Genomic DNA, 18646 nt, shown 5'->3' with positions numbered 1-18646 from the left:
ACATATTAAAATCATATAAAAATCAAATGCCTATGTATTCACGTTAATCTAGGTCAGAGGCAGGCACCTTCCAACAGGACAAAAACATGTTTATGTGTCCCTATTTTAGGGGGCGTTTTTGTTGTGAAATGGCGGCGCAGTTTTCAATCAATGCGCTCGCGGCGCCTCGTTGTCGCCACATGGTGCGGCGCATGACGTCATGTTGTGATGTGAGCCGGTGCGTTGGCGCCGAAGCCTATGAGGTTTTTGTTTCTACGGGCGTCTTGCGCGGTCGGCCCCGTCGGCCGGGGGCGACGCGGCGGCTGGCGGTATGCGTCAGGCTGGCAATGAAATCGGCGCCGCCCAGTGCCCACTGTCCGGACACTGCCTGGTCGATGCGCTGGCTTTCCTCACGCGACAAGCCCTCTTGCAGGCGCCGACGGTAATTCGCCTGGCGATCAAACGGCGTATTGCCGCAGGCCCAGTAGTCGGCATGATCAGACTGCCACGGCGACGGGGGCGTGGCCGCTGCCGTGTTGCCTGTGTGGCTGCCTGCCGATGACCAAGGCCAGGAATCGGGGTCGTGTGCGGCACCGCTGCGTACCGGGTAAGTCTCGAGCCAGACCAAGGCGGGCAGCACCCAGACACCCGGCTCCAGCAAGGCGGATCGATAACGCCCGGCAAAAACCCGCCCGCCGCGCAAGCGAGCCGCCAGATTGCGGCCCAGTGTCTGCATCAAGCGAGGCAAACCCTCCTCGTCACTGGGCGTCGCCAGTAGCAGGATGCGATCGTTGGCCAACACCCATCCGTGCACCGCAACGCGGTGCCGCTGAGCAGAATCGCCAAGCCAGGCGGCCAATTGGTTGAGCACTTCTTGGGGCGCCGGCTGCGAAGGCGCTGCCAGCGGCTGAACGAAGTTGGCCTGTACCAGTTGCGGTAACCCGGGGGCGTACAAACGGGGCAGTCGAGCCATAGCGTGTAGGGGCACCAAGCCAGAAAGAACGGTGGTGTTGACCACTATATATAAATAGTGCCACAGCCGTCGAGAGGGGATGGTACCCGTAGACAATTGTGTCTCTCTCTGTCAGCGCGGTCAGACACGCAGGTTAACATCGGTCGTATACGCAACCAGTAAGGAAAACCCTGCGCCATGGCAGACTTGGAATTGATCTCCCAGCACCGCTGTTTCGGTGGATGGCAACGTTATTACCGCCACGACTCGGTCCAGATCGGCTTGCCCATGAGATTCTCGGTGTATGTCCCCCCGCAGGTAGAACGGGGGCCAGTGCCGGTGCTGTTTTATCTGGCCGGGCTGACCTGCACCGAGGAAACCTTCATGATAAAGGGCGGCGCGCAACGTCTGGCTGCCGAATATGGCTTGATGCTGGTTGCCCCGGATACCAGCCCCCGCGGCGCTGGCGTCGCTGGCGAGGACCAGGATTGGGATTTCGGCACCGGAGCGGGCTTTTATCTCGACGCCACAGCGCAGCCCTGGAGCACCCATTATCGGATGGAAAGCTATGTGACCGACGAGCTATACGGCATCGTCACCCAGGATTTGCCCGGTGATGTCCAACGCGTAGGGATCTTTGGCCATTCCATGGGCGGGCATGGCGCGCTGGTGCTGGCATTGCGCCATCCTGACAAATTCCGTTCCGTCTCCGCCTTTGCGCCGATCGCGGCGCCGACCCGTTGTCCATGGGGTCAGAAGGCCTTTAACGGCTATTTGGGGCCCGATATGAACGCCTGGAGGGCCTACGATGCCAGCGAGCTCATGTCGCGCGCCCGGCAGCCGTTTCCGCACGGCATTCTGATTGATCAGGGTCTGGCCGATGGTTTTCTGGCCGAGCAACTGTATCCCGAGGTATTCGAGCAGGCCTGCCAACAGGCCGGCCAGCCGCTGACGTTGCGGCGTCATGCCGATTACGACCATGGGTACTATTTTATTTCTACCTTCATGCAGGATCACGTGCGGTTTCACGCTGATCAACATTGTTAACGGTACGCCAGCAAATCGAGCTATTGTTGACGGCGGCCGCCTTGCTGCCCGTTTAGCAGGGCCGCCCTCGCCCACAAACGTGAGGATTGCCTAGTGATCAATGGTTTTGCCCCCTTTGTCTGGATGGCCCTGGCGGCCTTGATTGTGTTGATACCGGGGATGGCCCTGTTATTCGGGCGTGGAGGGCCGCGCGATGCTTCCGGGCGCCGGGTATTCAGGCTGCGGCCGATACGGCGCTTGTTCGGTGTTCTGCTGATCGCCCTGGCAGGCGTATCGGCCATGCTGGCATTGACGCTGGTTCAGTTCGTCCGATTGACTACCGATGTGCCCGTTGCGACGGTAACCATGCATGAACAGACGCCGGGGCAGTTCCTGGTTACGACCGACCTCCCCGGCAAAGGCGAGCGTATTTATCCTCTTTCGGGGGATCAGTGGCAGATCGACGCCAAGGTTATACGCTGGCGTTTGCCTGCGTTGCTCGCAGGCGCGCCGCCCCTGTATGCGTTTGAACGCCTGTCCGGGCGTTATCGTGACGTTGAACAGGAGAAGACGGCGACGCGCAGCGTTCACGACTTGTCCGATTGGCCCGTGCCCGATCTGGCTCAGTTGAGAAAGGTGTTCCCGAACTGGCTGCCTTTTGTTGATGTTCAATATGGCAGTGCTGCCTATATGCCCATGCTCGACGGAGCGCGCTACCAGGTCTATATGGACCCCCGGGGTGGCGTCGTGATACGGCCCGACGGTCAGGCGACCGAGGATGCGCTGCGCCAAGCGGGTTGGTAACGCAGGTCAAGGCACCATTCAGAAAAAAAGGACCAATCCGGCCGCCTTGCCCGAGCGGTCAGCGCGACGCTTGGTGAACCTCGTGCGAGGCCTCGAGCACGTGCTCGCGCAGTTTTTGCGCGGCCGGTGATAACGGCCGGTTGCGCAAGGTCAACAGGAAGTACGGTGGCACGCGCATTTCGCCGCCTACCGGAAGCACGGCAAAGGCATTCCCCATGTCGTCCTGCGTGAGTAATTCGGCCACTTCTTCGGACAGGGCGACGATGGCATCGGTCGTACGCAGATAGGCAATGGTAAAGACCAGGGACGGCGAATTCATGATGTTGGCCGGCTCGGACAGGCCGAGTTGACCAAAACACTCGAGCACGGTTTCCCGGATCGGATTGCCGCGTGCCTGCATGATCCACTCATAGTCCGCCAACTCTGCCAGCGAGGCCGGGTGCTGATGTGCCAGGGGATGCGAGGCTCGTACCAGCAATACGATTTTTTCATCGCGCATGGGCTGCAGGTCGAATTCGCGGCTATCGAATTCTGACAGCAGCCGAGCCAACGCGAAATCCAGCTCGCCTTTGGCCAATTGCTGAACCAGCTCGCGCGAAGGTAATACCTCGACGGTGATTACTGCGCCGGGATTCGTCTGTTTGAAGGCACGGACGGCATTGACCAGGACGCCTGCGGCGGGACCGGTCACCGCCCCGATTTTCACTTCGCCGCCGCCGCCTGAGTGGTAGGTCTCGATGTCCTCTCGCAAGCTATGCAATTCGCGCAACAACGCGCGCACGCGCCGAATGACCAGCAGGCCGAGTTCGGTGGGCACCATGCCCTTGGCGTGTCGATGAAAAAGCGTCCCGCCGGCCGCGGCCTCGATGTCGGCCAGCATCCGGGATGCGGCCGGTTGCGACATGGCGATTTTCTGCGCGGCGAGTTGAAGCTGGTTCAGGTCGGCGATTGCCGCGAGTAATTGCATCTGCGCGGGTTTGAGCAGAAAGCGAGATCGCATATCTCATACCTTTATTGGTATGTAAAAGTCAAAAAATAGCATTTTACTGTTATGTTTTGGGCGGCGTAGCATGCATGCGCTACCCCTAGATCGAGGGGCTGCAGGCCCGGCGAGCACCAGCCCAGCCTGAGATCAAAGATCAAAGGAGACAAGACAATGTTCAAGAAAATTGTGACCGCCGTACTGGCGGCCGGGGCGGCGTGCGCGGTTTCGGTGGCCGCTGCCGAGACCGTTGGCATTGCGATGCCCACCAAGTCGTCTCCGCGCTGGATCGCGGACGGTAACGCGATGGTCAAACTGTTCCAGGAAGCGGGCTACGACACACAGTTGCAGTTTGCCGAGGATGACATTCCGAATCAGTTGGCCCAGATCGAAAACATGATCACGCGGGGGGTGGATGTGCTAGTCATCGCTGCCATCGATGGCAGTACGCTGACCAACACACTCGAGAACGCTGCGGCGGCCGACATCAAGGTCGTTGCCTATGATCGCCTGATCCGCGGCACCGAACATGTCGATTACTACGCCACGTTCGACAATTTCAAAGTGGGCGTAGAGCAAGCGCAGTCGCTGATCAGCGGGCTGAAGCAGCGCTTTGGCGGCGTCAAACCCTGGAACGTGGAGTTATTCGGCGGCAGTCCCGACGACAACAACGCCTATTTCTTCTACGACGGCGCCATGTCCGTGCTCAAGCCGTTGATTGATGCCGGTGACATCAAGATCGTGTCGGGTCAGACCGGCATGGACAGGGTGGGCACCCTGCGCTGGGATGGCGCCGCGGCCCAAGCCCGTATGGATAACCTGCTGTCCTCGAGCTATACCAAAGAGCGCCTGCACGGCGTGCTGTCGCCGTATGACGGCATGTCCATCGGCATTCTTTCGTCGCTCAAAGGCGTGGGATATGGCTCGGGCGGGCAGAGTATGCCCGTGGTTACCGGTCAAGACGCGGAGTTGCCGTCGATCAAATCCATTCTCGCCAACGAGCAGTATTCCACGATATTCAAGGACACCCGAGAGTTGGCACGCGTCACGGTAGGGATGGTCGACGCGATGCTCAAGGAAGGCAAACCGCAAGTCAACGACACCAAGACATACAACAATGGCGTGAAAGTCGTTCCCGCCTTCCTGCTGCAACCCACGGTGGTCAACGCAGACAATTGGGAGGCGGTGCTGGTCCAGTCGGGTTATTACCAGAAATCAGATATCCGGTAGGTCGCATCTATGGCCTATCTTCTGGAAATGCGCGCCATCACGAAGACCTTTCCAGGCGTGAAGGCGCTGAACCGGGTCGATCTGGCGGTCAGGCATAACGAGATTCACGCCATTTGTGGCGAGAACGGCGCAGGCAAGTCCACGCTGATGAAGGTATTGTCGGGCGTCTATGCTCACGGCAGCTACGACGGCGAGATCGCCTACGACGGCGAGGTTATGTGCTTTCGCTCCATCCGCGACAGCGAGGCGCACGGTATCGTCATCATCCACCAGGAACTTGCGCTGGTGCCGCAGTTGTCCATTGCCGAGAATATCTTTCTGGGCAATGAGCGTGCGTCAGGCGGCGTGGTGTCGTGGCACGAAACCTTTCGCCAGGCGGGAGAACTGCTGCGCAAGGTTGGTTTGACCGATGCGCCCGGCACGATGGTCGGAACGCTCGGAGTCGGCAAGCAACAGTTGGTCGAGATCGCCAAAGCGCTCTCCAAGAACGTGCGGCTGCTCATTCTGGACGAACCGACGGCAGCTTTGTCCGAAACGGACAGCCAGGCTTTGCTGGACTTGCTGCTGGAGTTGAAGGCACAGGGCGTGACGTCCATCATCATCAGCCACAAGCTCAACGAAGTGCGCCGCGTCGCCGATCGGGTCAGTGTGATACGTGACGGATCGACGGTCTCGACCTTGGATGCCGCGACCGAAGCTTTGTGCGAGGACCGCATCGTGCGCGACATGGTGGGACGGGACATGTCGCAGCGCTATCCGCCGCGCGAGCGCCGTGCCGGCGAGGCGGTGCTCGAGGTACGCGACTGGAACGTCTGGCATCCCGAGCAGGCAGGCCGGCAGATGATCAAGAATGTGTCCTTCACAGTGCGCGCCGGCGAAGTGGTGGGTATTGCCGGACTGATGGGAGCGGGCCGAACCGAACTTGCCATGTCGATCTTCGGGCGTGGATATGGCCGCCATATCTCCGGTCAGGTGCGAATGCGGGGAAAGCCAGTCGATGTGTCGGACGTACCCAGGGCCATCAAGGCCGGCCTGGCTTACGTCACCGAAGACCGCAAGTCGCTGGGTCTGCTTCTGGAGGACACGGTCTTGCGCAACATCACCCTGGCCAGCCTGGAGCGCGTCGCTCGCGCAGGGGTAATCGACCGTCGGCGCGAAATCGAGATATCGGAAAAATACCGAACGATCATGCGCATCCGCACGCCTTCGGTATTTCAGAAGGTCGCCAATCTGTCCGGCGGCAATCAGCAGAAGGTGGTCTTGTCCAAATGGCTTTTCACCGAACCGGACGCGCTGATTCTGGACGAACCCACGCGCGGCATCGATGTGGGCGCGAAATACGAAATATACGGAATCATCAACGAGTTGAGCGAACAGGGTAAAGCCGTGGTCATGATCTCTTCGGAACTGCCCGAGTTGCTGGGCATGTGTGACCGCATCTACGTGATGAACGAGGGCGCTTTCATCGGAGAACTCGACGCCGGGCAGGCAACCCAGGAACGCATCATGTCGCTCATCGTCAGCGACGAGGAGCAGAGCTTATGAATACCTCGACTTCCCTGTCAGCGCCGGGCGGCAACCGCAACAGCGTCGGCGCCTATTTTGCGAAGCATGTGCGCGAATACGGCTTGCTGATCGCCTTGGTCGCCATCCTGATCATGTTTCAGGTGCTGACCGACGGCACGCTGATGCGGCCGGTCAACATCACCAACCTGCTGCTGCAGAACAGCTACATCGTCATCATGGCCTTGGGCATGTTGATGGTGATCGTGTCGGGACACATCGATCTGTCGGTGGGGTCGGTGATGGGCTTTGTCGGCGCGCTGGCCGCCGTGCTGATTGTCCAACAGGATTGGCCCGTCTGGACAGCGGTGCCGGCATGCCTGCTGGCCGGCATGGCTATCGGTGCGGTCCAGGGATACTTCATTGCGTTCTGGAAGATCCCAGCCTTTATCGTGACATTGGCCGGCATGTTGATCTTCCGGGGGCTGTCACTGTGGCTGCTGCAAGGGCAATCGGTCGGCCCCTTTCCTCGCGACTTCCAACTGCTGTCCACCGGTTTCGTGCCGGACCTGTTCGGCGCGGGCAAGCCCAATGTCACCGCGCTGATAGTGGGAATCGTGGGTGTGGCGCTGCTGATGTACTCATCCTGTCGGGCGTGGTCGCGTAATCGCCGATATGGTATTGACGCAGAGCCGCTGGGGTTTTTCGTGGGACGCCTGGCCATCATCTCGGTGGCGATCCTGTTCTTCACATGGAAGCTCGCGGGTTTTCGCGGTTTGCCCAACGTGCTGCTCTCCATGGGAATACTGACTGCGATTTACGTCTTCATCACTGAGAAGACGACCCTGGGTCGACGCATTTATGCACTGGGCGGCAACGAGAAGGCCGCGCGTATCTCGGGCATCAAGACCGAACGATTGACCTTTCTCACGTTTGTGAACATGGGTTTCCTGGCGGCGTTGGCGGGACTGATCTTTGCCGCGCGCCTGAACACGGCCACACCCAAGGCCGGCTTCGGACTCGAACTGGATGTCATTGCCGCCGTGTTCATCGGTGGGGCCTCGGCCTCGGGCGGCACGGGCAAGATCATCGGCGCGGTGGTGGGGGCTTTCATCATGGGTGTCATGAACAACGGCATGTCTATTCTCGGCATCGGTATCGACTACCAGCAAGTCATCAAGGGATGCGCCCTGCTGGCCGCCGTTTTCTTCGATGTCTATAACCGACGCAGGCAAAGCTGATCCCGATCCGGATCAAATCACTATAAAGAAAGAAAGGGAGACCCTATGGCTTTTCAACCCGCGCCCTGGCCACGTTCGCTGCGCTCACAGCATTGGTATGGAGGCAATACGCGCGATGTCATCTATCACCGCGGCTGGCTCAAGAATCAGGGCCATCCACACGACTTGTTCGACGGCCGTCCGGTCATCGGCATCCTGAATACCTGGTCTGACCTGACGCCATGCAATGGGCACCTGCGCGAATTGGCCGAGAAGGTGAAGGCCGGCATCTGGGAGGCTGGCGGCTTTCCCGTCGAGGTACCAGTGTTCTCGGTTTCCGAGAACACCTACCGGCCGACCGCGATGCTGTATCGCAATCTGGCCGCACTGGCGGTCGAGGAGGCAATGCGCGGTCAGCCCATCGATGGTGCCGTACTGCTGGTCGGCTGCGACAAAACTACGCCGTCCTTGCTCATGGGAGCGGCGTCCACCGACTTGCCCTCCATCGTCGTGACCGGGGGGCCCATGCTCAACGGTTACTTTCAAGGTGAGCGCGTCGGATCCGGCACGCATTTGTGGCGATTTTCAGAGGCCGTCAAGGCTGGCGAAATGACGCAGGAGGACTTCCTCCAGGCAGAGCAGTCGATGTCGCGCTCTTCGGGCACCTGCAACACCATGGGTACGGCCTCGACCATGGCATCAATGGCCGAGGCGCTGGGCATGGCGCTGTCGGGCAATGCCGCGATCCCCGCGGTCGATAGCCGTCGGCGCGTGCTGGCGCAGTTATCGGGCCGGCGCATCGTGCAGATGGTCAAGGATGACCTCAAACCGTCGGACGTCATGACCCGGGCAGCTTTCGAGAACGCCATTCGCACCAATGCCGCGATAGGCGGTTCGACCAATGCCGTCATTCACCTGCTGGCCATCGCTGGCCGCATCGGGGTCGACTTGACGCTGGATGACTGGGATCGTTTCGGGCGGGACGTGCCCACAATCGTCAACCTGATGCCGTCGGGCGAGTACTTGATGGAGGAGTTCTTCTACGCGGGCGGATTGCCTGTCGTGCTCAAGCGTCTGGGCGAAGCCGGTCTGCTGCATAAAGACGTGTTGACGGTCTCTGGCGGCACGCTGTGGGACGAGGTCAAGGAAGTTCGCAACTGGAACGAGGAAGTGATTTTGCCTGAAGGCAGGGCGCTGGCGGCTTCGGGCGGCATCGTCGTGCTCAAGGGTAATCTGGCACCGAACGGGGCGGTGCTCAAGCCCTCGGCCGCCAGTCCCCACCTGATGACGCACCGAGGACGCGCGGTTGTCTTCGAAGACATCGACGATTACAAGGCGAAGATCAACGACGAGGCGCTGGATATCGACGAAACCTGCATCATGGTCCTGAAGAACTGTGGCCCCCGAGGCTATCCAGGCATGGCCGAAGTCGGCAACATGGGGTTACCCCCCAAGGTGTTGCGCAAGGGGATTACCGATATGGTGCGAATCTCGGATGCGCGCATGTCCGGGACGGCCTATGGCACAGTGATTCTGCACGCCGCGCCGGAGGCGGCAGCGGGCGGCCCGTTGGCGGTGGTGCGTACCGGAGACATGATCTCCTTGGACGTGCACGCTCGATCGCTGATCCTGGAGGTGTCGGACGTCGAACTGGCCGAGCGGCTGGCGACCTGGCGTCCAGTACATCAGCCTGTGTCCACCGGCTATATCTGGCTGCACCAACAGCATGTCGGCGGTGCCGATACTGGTGCCGACCTCGATTTTCTGAAAGGTTGCCGAGGCTCGGCGGTCGGCAAGGAGTCCCACTGATGAAAATCGCGCTCGTAGGTGTGGGAAAGATCGCCCAGGCCCAGCATGTGCCTGCTTTGCAGGCCTCGCCGCATTGGCGTCTGGCGGCGACGGTCTCGCAGGAGGGCAGTGTGAATGGCGTCAAGGCCTATACGGATTTCGACCGCTTCCTGGACGAAAATCCCGATATTCCCGTTGTGTCCTTGTGTGTGCCGCCCGCGGCGCGTTTCGACTATGCGTACCGGGCGTTGGAGGCAGGACGCCATATCATGCTCGAAAAACCGCCCGGTGCGACTCTGGCTGAAGTCGAGATCCTGTCCGCCCTGGCTCGACAGCGCGGGTTGACGATCTACACGACCTGGCATTCGCGCCTCGCTCACGCCGTCGCGCCAGCCAAGGTGTGGCTGGCTGGCAAGACCGTCAGCGCCGCGCGCATCGTCTGGAAGGAAGACGTGCGGCATTGGCATCCCGGCCAGATCTGGGTGTCGCAGCCTGGGGGGATGGGTGTGTTCGATACGGGTATCAATGCTTTCTCCATCCTCACCGAGATCCTGCCCGCGCCCGTGTATCTGCAGTCGGCCTCGCTTGAGGTGCCCGAGAACTGGCACGTGCCTATTGCTGCGCGCTTGCAGTTTTCCGGCAACGTGTACGCAGAGCTGGATTGGCGTCAGACAGGGCCGCAGACCTGGGATATGGAGATCGATACCGATCAGGGCAAGCTCGCCCTGCGCCTGGGCGGCAATGTGCTGGAGATCAACGGCAAAGCGGTCGCCGGGCAGGACAACATCGCGGGAGAGTACCCGGCACTGTATGCCCGCATGGCCGACCTGGTGGCCAACGGCGAATCCGAGGTCGACCTGATGCCTATGGTGCATGTGGCCGATGCGCTCAGCCTCGGCAGACGTACGGTGATTTCGCCCTTCGATTTGTCATTGTCTGCCAGCACAGCCGTGACCACGGGTCCAGCGGCATGAGCACGGTTTTCGACAGCCGTCCGTGCCATCTCGGCGAGGGCGCACTCTGGCATCCCCGACGCGAAATGCTGTTTTGGTTCGACATTCTGGACAACCGTCTGTTGGGGCGGGGAACGGATGGTATCTACGAGGCCGAGCTTTTCGAACGGCATTCAGCCGCTGCATGGATCGATGCCAGTCGGCTGCTGCTGGCCTCCGAGACCGGTCTGTGGTGCTTTGATCTGGATAGCCGGCAGCGTACTCTCGTGGCGGAAATCGAGGCGCAAGACGCCACGACACGTTCGAACGATGGCCGCGCCGACCCATGGGGCGGTTTCTGGATCGGCACCATGGGCAAGCAGGCCCAGCCTGGCGCTGGCGCCCTTTACCGTTTTTTCCAGGGCCGATTGGTGCGCATGAGGGCCGGGCTGACGATACCCAACGCGATCTGCTTTGCGCCGGATCGCAGCCGTGCGTATTTTGCCGACACGGCGATCCAGCGCGTGTGGCAGTGGACGCTGGATCCTGCGGGCTGGCCGCTAGGCGAACCGCAGGTGTTCATGGATTTTGCCGCGGCAGGGCTGTATCCCGATGGTGCAGTCACCGACGCAGACGGCGCGCTCTGGATCGCGCATTGGGGCGCGGGTTGCGTCGGCCATTATGACGCAGGGGGCGCTTGCCTCGCTCGCCGCGATCTGCCCTCGCCTCAGCCCACCTGCCCGGCATTCGGGGCCGGCCGCCTGTATGTGACTTCGGCGTGGGAAGGCATGCCGTCACAGGTGCGCGCGGCTCACCCGTTGGCCGGTCAGACCTTCGACCTGGGGCCGGTTGCGCGGGGACGCGACGAGCCCGCCTTTTCCCTGTGATTCTGTCCGTCCTGCTGCCTCGGCCGCCCTGGTGCATGACCCCGGAAGGCGTGACTCGGATTGAACTTTGATGCACTGCGGCAGTCGAATTAGCACTCGTATTAATAGAGTGCTAATATCAACTGATGCCCCTGTCAATTTCTATCTTGGAGGACGCAACCATGAAGCAACCCAGTAGTTCGTTGGCCCTGTCCGGCAACGCTCTGGCGCTGGCCGTTGCCAATCCGGGCTCACTAGGTACGATCGAAGCCTACATCTCGGCGGTCAATCACCTGCCGGTGTTGACTGCCGAGCGCGAAACCGAACTCGGCCGCCGTTTGCGCGACCAGGACGACATTCAGGCCGCCCGTGAGTTGGTGTTGTCGCACCTGCGCCTAGTGGTATCCGTTGCTCGCCAGTATCTAGGCTATGGCCTGCCCCATGCTGACCTCATCCAGGAAGGCAACGTCGGTCTGATGAAGGCCGTCAAGCGCTTTGACCCAGAACGTGGCGTGCGCTTGGTGTCGTTCGCCGTGCACTGGATCAAGGCCGAGATTCACGAGTTCATCATCCGCAATTGGCGCATGGTCAAGGTGGCCACCACCAAGGCCCAGCGCAAGCTGTTTTTCAATCTGCGCAGCATGCGTCCCGACGGTCATACACTCGACCCCGAGCAGGTCGATCGCATTGCCCAGGAACTGAACGTGCGCCGCGAGGACGTCAGCGAAATGGAGGTCCGCCTGTCGGGCCGCGACATGTCGCTGGAAAAACAGGACGACGAGGACGAGGCGTATGCGCCTATCTCGTATTTGTCCGACGAGGGCCATGCAGAGCCGACGCGCGTGCTTGATCGCCGTGAACACGATGAGCTGCAAGGCGAAGGCTTGGCGAACGCCTTGCAAGCCCTGGATGCACGCTCCCGCCGCATCATCGAGGCCCGCTGGCTCCAAGACGAAGGCGGAACCACGCTGCAAGAGCTGGCACAAGAGTTCGGCGTCTCCGCAGAGCGCATTCGCCAGATCGAATCTGCTGCACTAAAGAAAATGCGTGGCGCCTTGGCTGCCGCCTGATTCGCCCATTCTGTTGTACGCGAAAGCCCCGGCATAGCGATGCCGGGGCTTTCGCGTTTTGGGCAGGGTTATGGTTGAAACAAAATTTCCGTTATAGATACAATTTGATTCGATTTTCTGCTGCTGAAGACGGCTCGCACAGGAAACTTATTCGACGCCGCCGAGACTAAATACCTGTAGACCGCAATTGCCGCATCCCGGCGTGTAGTCTTGCATCCGTTTCGGCTTCTCCTCTTCCCCTCCCCTATGAAACGGATGCTTGCAGGGCACCTCGCATATCGGTGCCCTATTTTTTTGCCTGCAGCCAGGCGGCATCACTCAGGCGCCGTACGCCGGTCGCCAGCGATCCGTCACGGTACAGTTTCAGCCAGCGGTACCCCGGCGGGGAGTCGTCCAGCACGTGCTGGCCGTCGCGGATGCTGAACTGAAAGCACGTCGACGGGGTGGCCAGCAGGCGCATGTGGTGGCGGCGGCGGTCAAATGCCTGGTGGACATGGCCCCACAACAGCACCCGCGCGCGCGGCAGGTTGGCCAGACGCTGAAACAGCGCTTGCGCATTGTCCACCATCATCTTGTCGGGAAAGCTGCTGTCCATTTGTACCGGATTGTGGTGCAGCGCAACGAGTACGTGCCGATCGCCTGCCAAAGCCGATGCCTGTTCCAGCAGATCGAATTGTTCTTCACTGATATGGCCCGCGTTCGAGTCGGGTACCGTGGAATCCAACAAAATGATGCGCCAGGCGCCGATGTCCGTGACAGGCTGTGCCCAGAGTCCCATGGTTTCACGCAGGAGTCGCGGATCATCGTGATTGCCCGGCAGGCAGCGCACTGGCCAGTCAGTCTGCTCCAGCAGACTGCGCAGGCGTCGATAGGCCTGGACAGAGCTATCTTGCGACAGATCTCCGGTCGCCAGCAATAGATCGGGGCGATGCCCGTTGGCGCGAACCAAGTCCATCACCGCACGCAAACTGGCATCGGTGTTGACTTGGCACATGACGCTTTCTGGTTCAGCCATCAGATGTAAATCCGTCAGCTGCACCAGCAGTGTTGGCGCGTCGGCGCGGCCCGCGCTGGTAGTCGAACCCGGCAAGAGGCCTCCTGAATATCCAATAAAGCTCAGTACCATACCCAAAAAGCGTCCCCACTGGACCATTTGAACAGTCCCGACCCGTAACGAAACGTGCGCCGCAGCGGCATCTTCGCTGGAACGCCGTAAAAAAAGCTATCCTTGTTCTCTGTCTGATACGTTTGCGGCTTGTACACCCTTCATGGATATAGGTTTTATTGTTTTCGGTTTATCCGGCCTACTCACATTGGTGTGCTTCATGCCGCCCTTGGCCGGTCGCGTCAAGCTGCCCTATTCAGTCCTGTTGGCCATTGTGGGTTGCTTGCTGGGTATCGGACTGCACTTGCATGGTTGGGCTCCGCCCGTGCTGGGGGATCTGTTCGACACCATCGAACGTTTCGAGATTTCATCCGAAACCTTCTTGATGGTGTTCCTGCCGGTGCTGTTGTTTGAAACCGCCCTGGCCATGAATGTGCGTCGCTTGATGGACGATATCGGTCCTATTTTGATGATGGCCATCGTGGCGGTGGTGGTGTGTACCGTCGTGGTCGGTTTCACCGTCAATGCCGTGTCGTCGTATGGACTGGTGGCGTGTCTGCTGCTGGGGGCGATCGTGGCCACGACAGACCCGGTGGCGGTGGTGGGGATATTCCGCGAGGTCGGAGCTCCCAAGCGATTGACTACGCTCGTCGAGGGCGAAAGCCTGTTCAACGATGCCGCCTCGATTGCTTTGTATTCCGTGCTGCTCGCGGTGCTGGGCGGCACGGGCACGCTGTCGGTCAGCGGCATATTCACTGACTTCGTCGTGCACTTTATCGGCGGTGGATTGGCGGGTTATGTCATGGGCCGCGGGGCATGCTTTCTATTTGCCTGGCTGCGCGGGTTTCCTACCGCCGAGATCACGCTGACGCTGACCCTGGCATATCTGTCCTTTTTCATTTCCGAACATTATTTGGGCGTGTCTGGCGTGGTCGCCACTGTGATTGCAGGGCTGGTGGTGGGCTCGACGGGACGGACCCGCATGTCGCCCGTGACGTTCGAGCATCTGGCCAGTTCCTGGGAGCAGTTCGGATTCTGGGCGAACTCGCTGATCTTTATTTTTGCCGCGATGCTGGTCCCCAAACTGATGGCCGCGACCGATCTGCAAGAGCTGCTGCTGGTCGTAGTGGTCTTTGTGGTGACACTGCTGGCGCGCGGTATCGTCGTGTTCGGCCTGTTGCCGCTGCTCGGATTGACGCCGCTGGGCACCAAAGTCAGTACGCCCTACAAGCTTGTCATGATGTGGGGCGGCCTGCGGGGCGCCGTATCGTTGGCCTTGGCGCTGGCCGTGACGGAACAAGCGGCAGTACCTGAGGACGCGCGGCACTTTATCGCGGTTGTGACGACGGGCTTTGTACTGTCGACACTGTTTGTTAATGGCATGACCTTGCGTCCGTTGATTCGCATGCTGGGGCTGAACCAGCTATCGATGGTCGAACGCACGATCCGTAATCAGGCGCTGGTCGTCGCGCTCGAGGGTTTGCAGGACAAGGCCGACGACATCGCGAAAACAGACCATATCAGCCCCGAGGCCCGTGATCGTATTCACGCCGTGTTCGATGCGAGCCTGGCCAGTGTGCACGATGGTCAGGTGAGCCAGATGACCGATGAGCAACGCGTCGCGGTGGGGCTCGTCATCCTGGCGCAGCGCGAGCAGGAAATGTTCTTTGATATTCTGAAAGCGCAAATTGTGGATTGGCGCATGGCGGAATCCTTGCTGGCCCGGTCCGAACGCCTGGAAGACGCCATACGCACGGGGGGGGTGGAGGGCTTTGAACGCGGCATCGTAGCGGACGTGCGCTATTCGAGGGCGTTTCGCCTGGCTCTGCGCATGCATTACATGTTTGGCTTTCAAGGCTGGCTGGCCTATGAGCTGGGACAGCGCTTTGCCGGTCTATTGACCAAGCAATCCGTGGCTCAACGGCTGATTGTCTTTTCTCGAGAACAGATCGCGCCATTACTGGGCGAGACGGCTGCCCAGCAAATTGTGGCGGTACATCAACGGCGCTTGGATCTGATCGCCCATGCGTTGCAGGCGCTCAATCTGCAATACCCCTCATATGCTTTGTGGCTGCAAGAAAGCTATCTGGGGCGTACGGCGCGCGAGCTCGAACGCATCCGTTATCACGACATGCTGGAGCAATTCCTCATCAGTGGTGAAGTGTACGCAGATCTGATGAACCAGTTGAAGAGCCGCTGGCGTCACATTGACAAGCATCCCCCTCTGGATATGGAGCTCGGCGCTGCAGAGTTGATTACCCGGGTGCCTTTGTTCGAGGGCTTGAGTGCCGATTCATTGCGTGCCATCAGCCGGCTCCTGAAACCACGCCTGGCCTTGCCCGATCAACCCGTGTTGACGCGTGGTCGGCATGGACTGGAAATGTGTTTCGTAGCCTCTGGTGCGGTGTCTGTGCAGTTGCCTGACGGCACCGCGATCGAGTTGGGCAGCGGTGAGTTCTTCGGCGAGTTGGCGCTATTGGGCGAGCAACAAATCACGCCCGATGTCTATTCGTTGGGCTACAGCAAATTACTGATGCTGTCGCTGCGTGATTTTGAGGCCCTTTTGGCGCGGGACGTGAATTTGCGCGAACGAGTCCAGGTCGTGGCCAAACAGCGCTTGCGCGCTATCGAAGTCTGGCGGCAGTTTTCTCAGACTGGGACAACGTCGCCTTCGGCGACACCCGTCCCGCAAGTGACTGCACCGCCGCCCGAAACGCCTTCCGCTGCGCCCGCCGCAGCAGCGTCGTCGAATCTGGCGTCTGCGGCCGTATCCGGAGGCACCGCACCGTCAGAACCAGCGCCTGCGGCTGCCCCCGAGGTGGAGACGCCGGCGAGACCGCCATCGCCCCCTTCTGCTGCGCAAGAGGCGTGAGCGTCAGATTTCGCCGTGGGCGCGGCGCTGGGTGATGTCTTCGAGGATCACCAGTGCCGCTTCGACGGTGAATTCGCCATCGGCGATCTGACGCACGGCCTCGGCGACCGTGATGTGGGCGATTTCCATGACTTCGCCATCCTGGTTTGCCGGTTGTGTGTCAGCCGGCAGGACGCAGGTGCTGGTCAGCAGGTCCTCGACCTGATACCCCTCCGGCAATCGACGCTGCACGCGCAGTATCGTGCGCAGTGGCGTGCGTGTCGTCAGCGACGCGGGCGCGAGGCCGGCTTCTTCTGCGCATTCTCGCAACAACCCTTGTTCCAGATCTTCTTGTGTACTGACCAGGCCGCCTACCAAGGTGTCCCACATGCCGGGGTCCGTCGATTTGCTGAGTGCGCGTCGCGCTACCCACAGGCGGCCATCCGGGGTCCATGCGTTCAGGTGCACCGCGCGCGTCAATAGCCCGAGCGGACGCATGGCGGCGCGTTCGATGATGCCCAGGCATCCGTCAGGGCCGAGGACATCCATCAGCTCGTCACGCCACCCACGCAGGCAGTCCGCCTCGCGTAGTGTTTGCGCAACCTGAGCCAATAGTGCGTTCAGCTCAGGTCCGATGGCAAGCCCGGCACCGATGCGCAGCGCATCGGTCTCTACCTGTACTTTCGGCAGCCGCCTGAGCGCATCGCAGGCGGCGTGCGTCGCCCACCCGCAACACCGATCGGCGATGTATAGTGGCCGCGCCAACTCGGGGGGCGGCTCTTGTACACGTTGCGTGAATTGCGCGTACAGCGCGGCCATCCGGGCCGGTTCATGATGAAAAGAAGTCGTCAGCATGAGGGGATTTTAGTGCACCGCGAGCACCGCAGACGGGCCGATCTCGCACAGTTGTGTATGATGCTAGAGCGCTGGATAACATCGGCGGTGGTGCGTCCGCTATAATTCCGCGGTTCTTTGTGATTCGAGTGGGGTAAACCGGCTTCGAGTCTGTTTCGCACCTGCCGTCTTAAATAATTGCGTGGATTCCGCCCTCTCGCGGCTAAGCGGGCGCGGAAGAGCCCGCGACATGTTTCGGAGTAAGCATGAAGAAGTGGTGGAGAGGGATACTGGGCGCCTGTGTATTGCTGTTTAGCTGTGCCGTTGGTGCGCAGGTACAAGACATGCCCGGCGGCCCAAAAGTTGATCAGCTGAATCTGCACGAAGGCGTCACCCAGATAGCACAGGATGTCATGTGGCTGCATTGGCTGCTGCTGATAATCTGTGGTGTGATTTTCATTGGCGTCTTCGGCGTCATGTTCTACTCCATTTGGGCGCACCGAAAATCACGCGGCCATAAAGCCTCCACTTTCCATGAGCATCTGGGCGTCGAAGTCGCCTGGACGGTCATTCCCTTTTTCATCGTGATCGCCATGGCGCTGCCGGCTACCAAGACGGTCGTCGCCATGAAAGACACGTCCAGTCCCGATCTGACTGTCAAGGTTACGGGCTATCAATGGAAATGGGGCTACGAATACCTCGATGGGCCCGCCGCCGGCGTCAAGTTCCTGGCGACATTGTCCACGCCTCGTGCCCAGATCGAGGGTAAAGAGCCCAAGGGCCAGTACTATTTGATGGAGACCGACAACCATCTGGTGGTGCCGGTCGACAGAAAAATCCGCATCGTCCTGACGGCGGGCGATGTCATCCATTCCTGGATGGTCCCCGACTTTGGCGTCAAGCAGGACGCGATTCCCGGATTCCTGCGTGATACCTGGTTCCGTGCACAAAAAACCGGCATCTACCGAGGACAGTGTGCGGAGCTCTGTGGCAAAGACCACGCCTTCATGCCCATCGTGGTCGAGGTTCTGCCTCAGGCCGAGTACGACGCCTGGGCCGAAGACCAGAAAAAGAAAATGGCCGCCAACGCCGACGATCCCAACAAGGAATGGACCAAAGAAGAGCTCATCGCCCGCGGCGAGAAAGTCTATGGCGCGAACTGCGTGGCCTGTCACCAGGCCAACGGCAAGGGCGTACCCGGTTCGTTCCCTGCGCTTGACGGCGACAAGACGGTGCTGGGTCCCAAGGACGCTCAACTGCAGACGGTGCTGCACGGCCGTCCCGGTACCGCGATGGCGGCGTTTGCCGGTCAGCTGAATGACGTTGAAATCGCCGCCGTCATTACCTATACGCGCCACGCCTGGAGCAATGCGGGCAAGGGCGAAGACCCCGTGGTACAGCCCAAGGACTCGGTGGCCAAGCGCTAGTCGCCGGCCCCGGCCCTTGTTGTAGTCGCACCCGTTACGAGACACGACCGGCCCCGTCAAACGAGGCCGGCACATAG

15 protein-coding genes are annotated in these 18646 nt (G+C 60.5%); 11 read left to right on the top strand and 4 right to left on the bottom strand.

Going from position 1 to position 18646, the window contains the following annotated elements:
- Positions 1 to 235: 235 nt before the first annotated feature.
- On the bottom strand, positions 236 to 952 hold the full coding sequence (locus tag ACYVIT_RS22600; RefSeq protein WP_415804714.1) for a hypothetical protein: 717 nt from the start codon (positions 950 to 952) through the stop codon (positions 236 to 238).
- 177 nt (positions 953 to 1129) lie between these two features.
- On the opposite strand from ACYVIT_RS22600, the gene fghA reads away from it, so the two are divergent.
- Both fghA and ACYVIT_RS22590 read left to right on the top strand, forming a co-directional pair.
- Complete coding sequence (gene fghA / locus ACYVIT_RS22595) at positions 1130 to 1978, top strand: S-formylglutathione hydrolase (RefSeq protein WP_415804713.1); 849 nt, start codon at positions 1130 to 1132, stop codon at positions 1976 to 1978.
- A gap of 93 nt (positions 1979 to 2071) precedes the next feature.
- On the top strand, positions 2072 to 2761 hold the full coding sequence (locus ACYVIT_RS22590; protein ID WP_415804712.1) for a hypothetical protein: 690 nt from the start codon (positions 2072 to 2074) through the stop codon (positions 2759 to 2761).
- A 58-nt stretch (positions 2762 to 2819) separates the two neighbouring features.
- Here ACYVIT_RS22590 and ACYVIT_RS22585 read toward each other — a convergent pair whose 3' ends face one another.
- The gene (locus ACYVIT_RS22585) at positions 2820 to 3761 is read right to left on the bottom strand and encodes a LysR family transcriptional regulator (protein WP_415804711.1); all 942 of its coding nucleotides are present in this window, start codon (positions 3759 to 3761) and stop codon (positions 2820 to 2822) included.
- Between the two features lie 156 nt (positions 3762 to 3917).
- On the opposite strand from ACYVIT_RS22585, the gene chvE reads away from it, so the two are divergent.
- The 7 genes from chvE (at position 3918) to rpoH (ending at position 12352) form a co-directional block, all read left to right on the top strand.
- Positions 3918 to 4973 carry a multiple monosaccharide ABC transporter substrate-binding protein gene (gene chvE / locus ACYVIT_RS22580; protein WP_415804710.1) on the top strand — a complete coding sequence of 352 codons (1056 nt, stop codon included), beginning with the start codon at positions 3918 to 3920 and terminating at the stop codon, positions 4971 to 4973.
- Between the two features lie 9 nt (positions 4974 to 4982).
- Complete coding sequence (mmsA, locus tag ACYVIT_RS22575) at positions 4983 to 6518, top strand: multiple monosaccharide ABC transporter ATP-binding protein (RefSeq protein ID WP_415804709.1); 1536 nt, start codon at positions 4983 to 4985, stop codon at positions 6516 to 6518.
- The gene (mmsB, locus tag ACYVIT_RS22570; RefSeq protein ID WP_415804708.1) at positions 6515 to 7717 is read left to right on the top strand and encodes a multiple monosaccharide ABC transporter permease; all 1203 of its coding nucleotides are present in this window, start codon (positions 6515 to 6517) and stop codon (positions 7715 to 7717) included. Before mmsA ends, mmsB begins: the two co-directional genes overlap by 4 nt.
- Positions 7718 to 7762: 45 nt before the next feature.
- On the top strand, positions 7763 to 9505 hold the full coding sequence (gene araD / locus ACYVIT_RS22565) for an IlvD/Edd family dehydratase (RefSeq protein WP_460478289.1): 1743 nt from the start codon (positions 7763 to 7765) through the stop codon (positions 9503 to 9505).
- Positions 9505 to 10458 carry a Gfo/Idh/MocA family protein gene (locus tag ACYVIT_RS22560; protein ID WP_415804706.1) on the top strand — a complete coding sequence of 318 codons (954 nt, stop codon included), beginning with the start codon at positions 9505 to 9507 and terminating at the stop codon, positions 10456 to 10458. Before araD ends, ACYVIT_RS22560 begins: the two co-directional genes overlap by 1 nt.
- A complete protein-coding gene (locus ACYVIT_RS22555; protein WP_415804705.1) occupies positions 10455 to 11303 on the top strand; it encodes an SMP-30/gluconolactonase/LRE family protein in 849 nt (282 codons plus the stop codon). Before ACYVIT_RS22560 ends, ACYVIT_RS22555 begins: the two co-directional genes overlap by 4 nt.
- 161 nt (positions 11304 to 11464) lie before the next feature.
- Entirely contained in the window at positions 11465 to 12352 is an 888-nt protein-coding gene (gene rpoH, locus ACYVIT_RS22550; RefSeq protein ID WP_415804704.1) for an RNA polymerase sigma factor RpoH, read from the top strand.
- A 286-nt stretch (positions 12353 to 12638) separates the two neighbouring features.
- Here rpoH and ACYVIT_RS22545 read toward each other — a convergent pair whose 3' ends face one another.
- Positions 12639 to 13442, bottom strand: coding sequence for a phosphodiesterase (locus tag ACYVIT_RS22545; RefSeq protein WP_415804703.1), 804 nt, complete (start codon positions 13440 to 13442; stop codon positions 12639 to 12641).
- Between the two features lie 178 nt (positions 13443 to 13620).
- On the opposite strand from ACYVIT_RS22545, the gene ACYVIT_RS22540 reads away from it, so the two are divergent.
- The gene (locus tag ACYVIT_RS22540; RefSeq protein WP_415804702.1) at positions 13621 to 16329 is read left to right on the top strand and encodes a cation:proton antiporter; all 2709 of its coding nucleotides are present in this window, start codon (positions 13621 to 13623) and stop codon (positions 16327 to 16329) included.
- A gap of 3 nt (positions 16330 to 16332) precedes the next feature.
- Here the strand turns inward: ACYVIT_RS22540 and ACYVIT_RS22535 are convergent, their stop codons facing one another.
- Positions 16333 to 17163, bottom strand: coding sequence for an NUDIX hydrolase (locus ACYVIT_RS22535; protein WP_415804701.1), 831 nt, complete (start codon positions 17161 to 17163; stop codon positions 16333 to 16335).
- Between the two features lie 245 nt (positions 17164 to 17408).
- On the opposite strand from ACYVIT_RS22535, the gene coxB reads away from it, so the two are divergent.
- Positions 17409 to 18569 carry a cytochrome c oxidase subunit II gene (gene coxB, locus ACYVIT_RS22530; RefSeq protein ID WP_415804700.1) on the top strand — a complete coding sequence of 387 codons (1161 nt, stop codon included), beginning with the start codon at positions 17409 to 17411 and terminating at the stop codon, positions 18567 to 18569.
- Positions 18570 to 18646: the final 77 nt, after the last annotated feature.

The organism is Bordetella muralis (genome assembly GCF_054781015.1).
This window is presented reverse-complemented; position numbering and strand designations above follow the sequence as displayed.

Excerpts from the sequence above, each read along its gene's own strand:
- araD (WP_460478289.1), top strand. The coding sequence starts at position 7,763 with ATGGCTTTTCAACCCGCGCCCTGGCCACGTTCGCTGCGCTCACAGCAT.
- mmsA (WP_415804709.1), top strand. The coding sequence starts at position 4,983 with ATGGCCTATCTTCTGGAAATGCGCGCCATCACGAAGACCTTTCCAGGC.
- ACYVIT_RS22585 (WP_415804711.1), bottom strand. The coding sequence starts at position 3,761 with ATGCGATCTCGCTTTCTGCTCAAACCCGCGCAGATGCAATTACTCGCG.
- ACYVIT_RS22560 (WP_415804706.1), top strand. The coding sequence starts at position 9,505 with ATGAAAATCGCGCTCGTAGGTGTGGGAAAGATCGCCCAGGCCCAGCAT.
- fghA (WP_415804713.1), top strand. The coding sequence starts at position 1,130 with ATGGCAGACTTGGAATTGATCTCCCAGCACCGCTGTTTCGGTGGATGG.
- ACYVIT_RS22540 (WP_415804702.1), top strand. The coding sequence starts at position 13,621 with ATGGATATAGGTTTTATTGTTTTCGGTTTATCCGGCCTACTCACATTG.
- chvE (WP_415804710.1), top strand. The coding sequence starts at position 3,918 with ATGTTCAAGAAAATTGTGACCGCCGTACTGGCGGCCGGGGCGGCGTGC.
- ACYVIT_RS22535 (WP_415804701.1), bottom strand. The coding sequence starts at position 17,163 with ATGCTGACGACTTCTTTTCATCATGAACCGGCCCGGATGGCCGCGCTG.
- mmsB (WP_415804708.1), top strand. The coding sequence starts at position 6,515 with ATGAATACCTCGACTTCCCTGTCAGCGCCGGGCGGCAACCGCAACAGC.
- rpoH (WP_415804704.1), top strand. The coding sequence starts at position 11,465 with ATGAAGCAACCCAGTAGTTCGTTGGCCCTGTCCGGCAACGCTCTGGCG.
- ACYVIT_RS22600 (WP_415804714.1), bottom strand. The coding sequence starts at position 952 with ATGGCTCGACTGCCCCGTTTGTACGCCCCCGGGTTACCGCAACTGGTA.
- ACYVIT_RS22555 (WP_415804705.1), top strand. The coding sequence starts at position 10,455 with ATGAGCACGGTTTTCGACAGCCGTCCGTGCCATCTCGGCGAGGGCGCA.
- coxB (WP_415804700.1), top strand. The coding sequence starts at position 17,409 with ATGAAGAAGTGGTGGAGAGGGATACTGGGCGCCTGTGTATTGCTGTTT.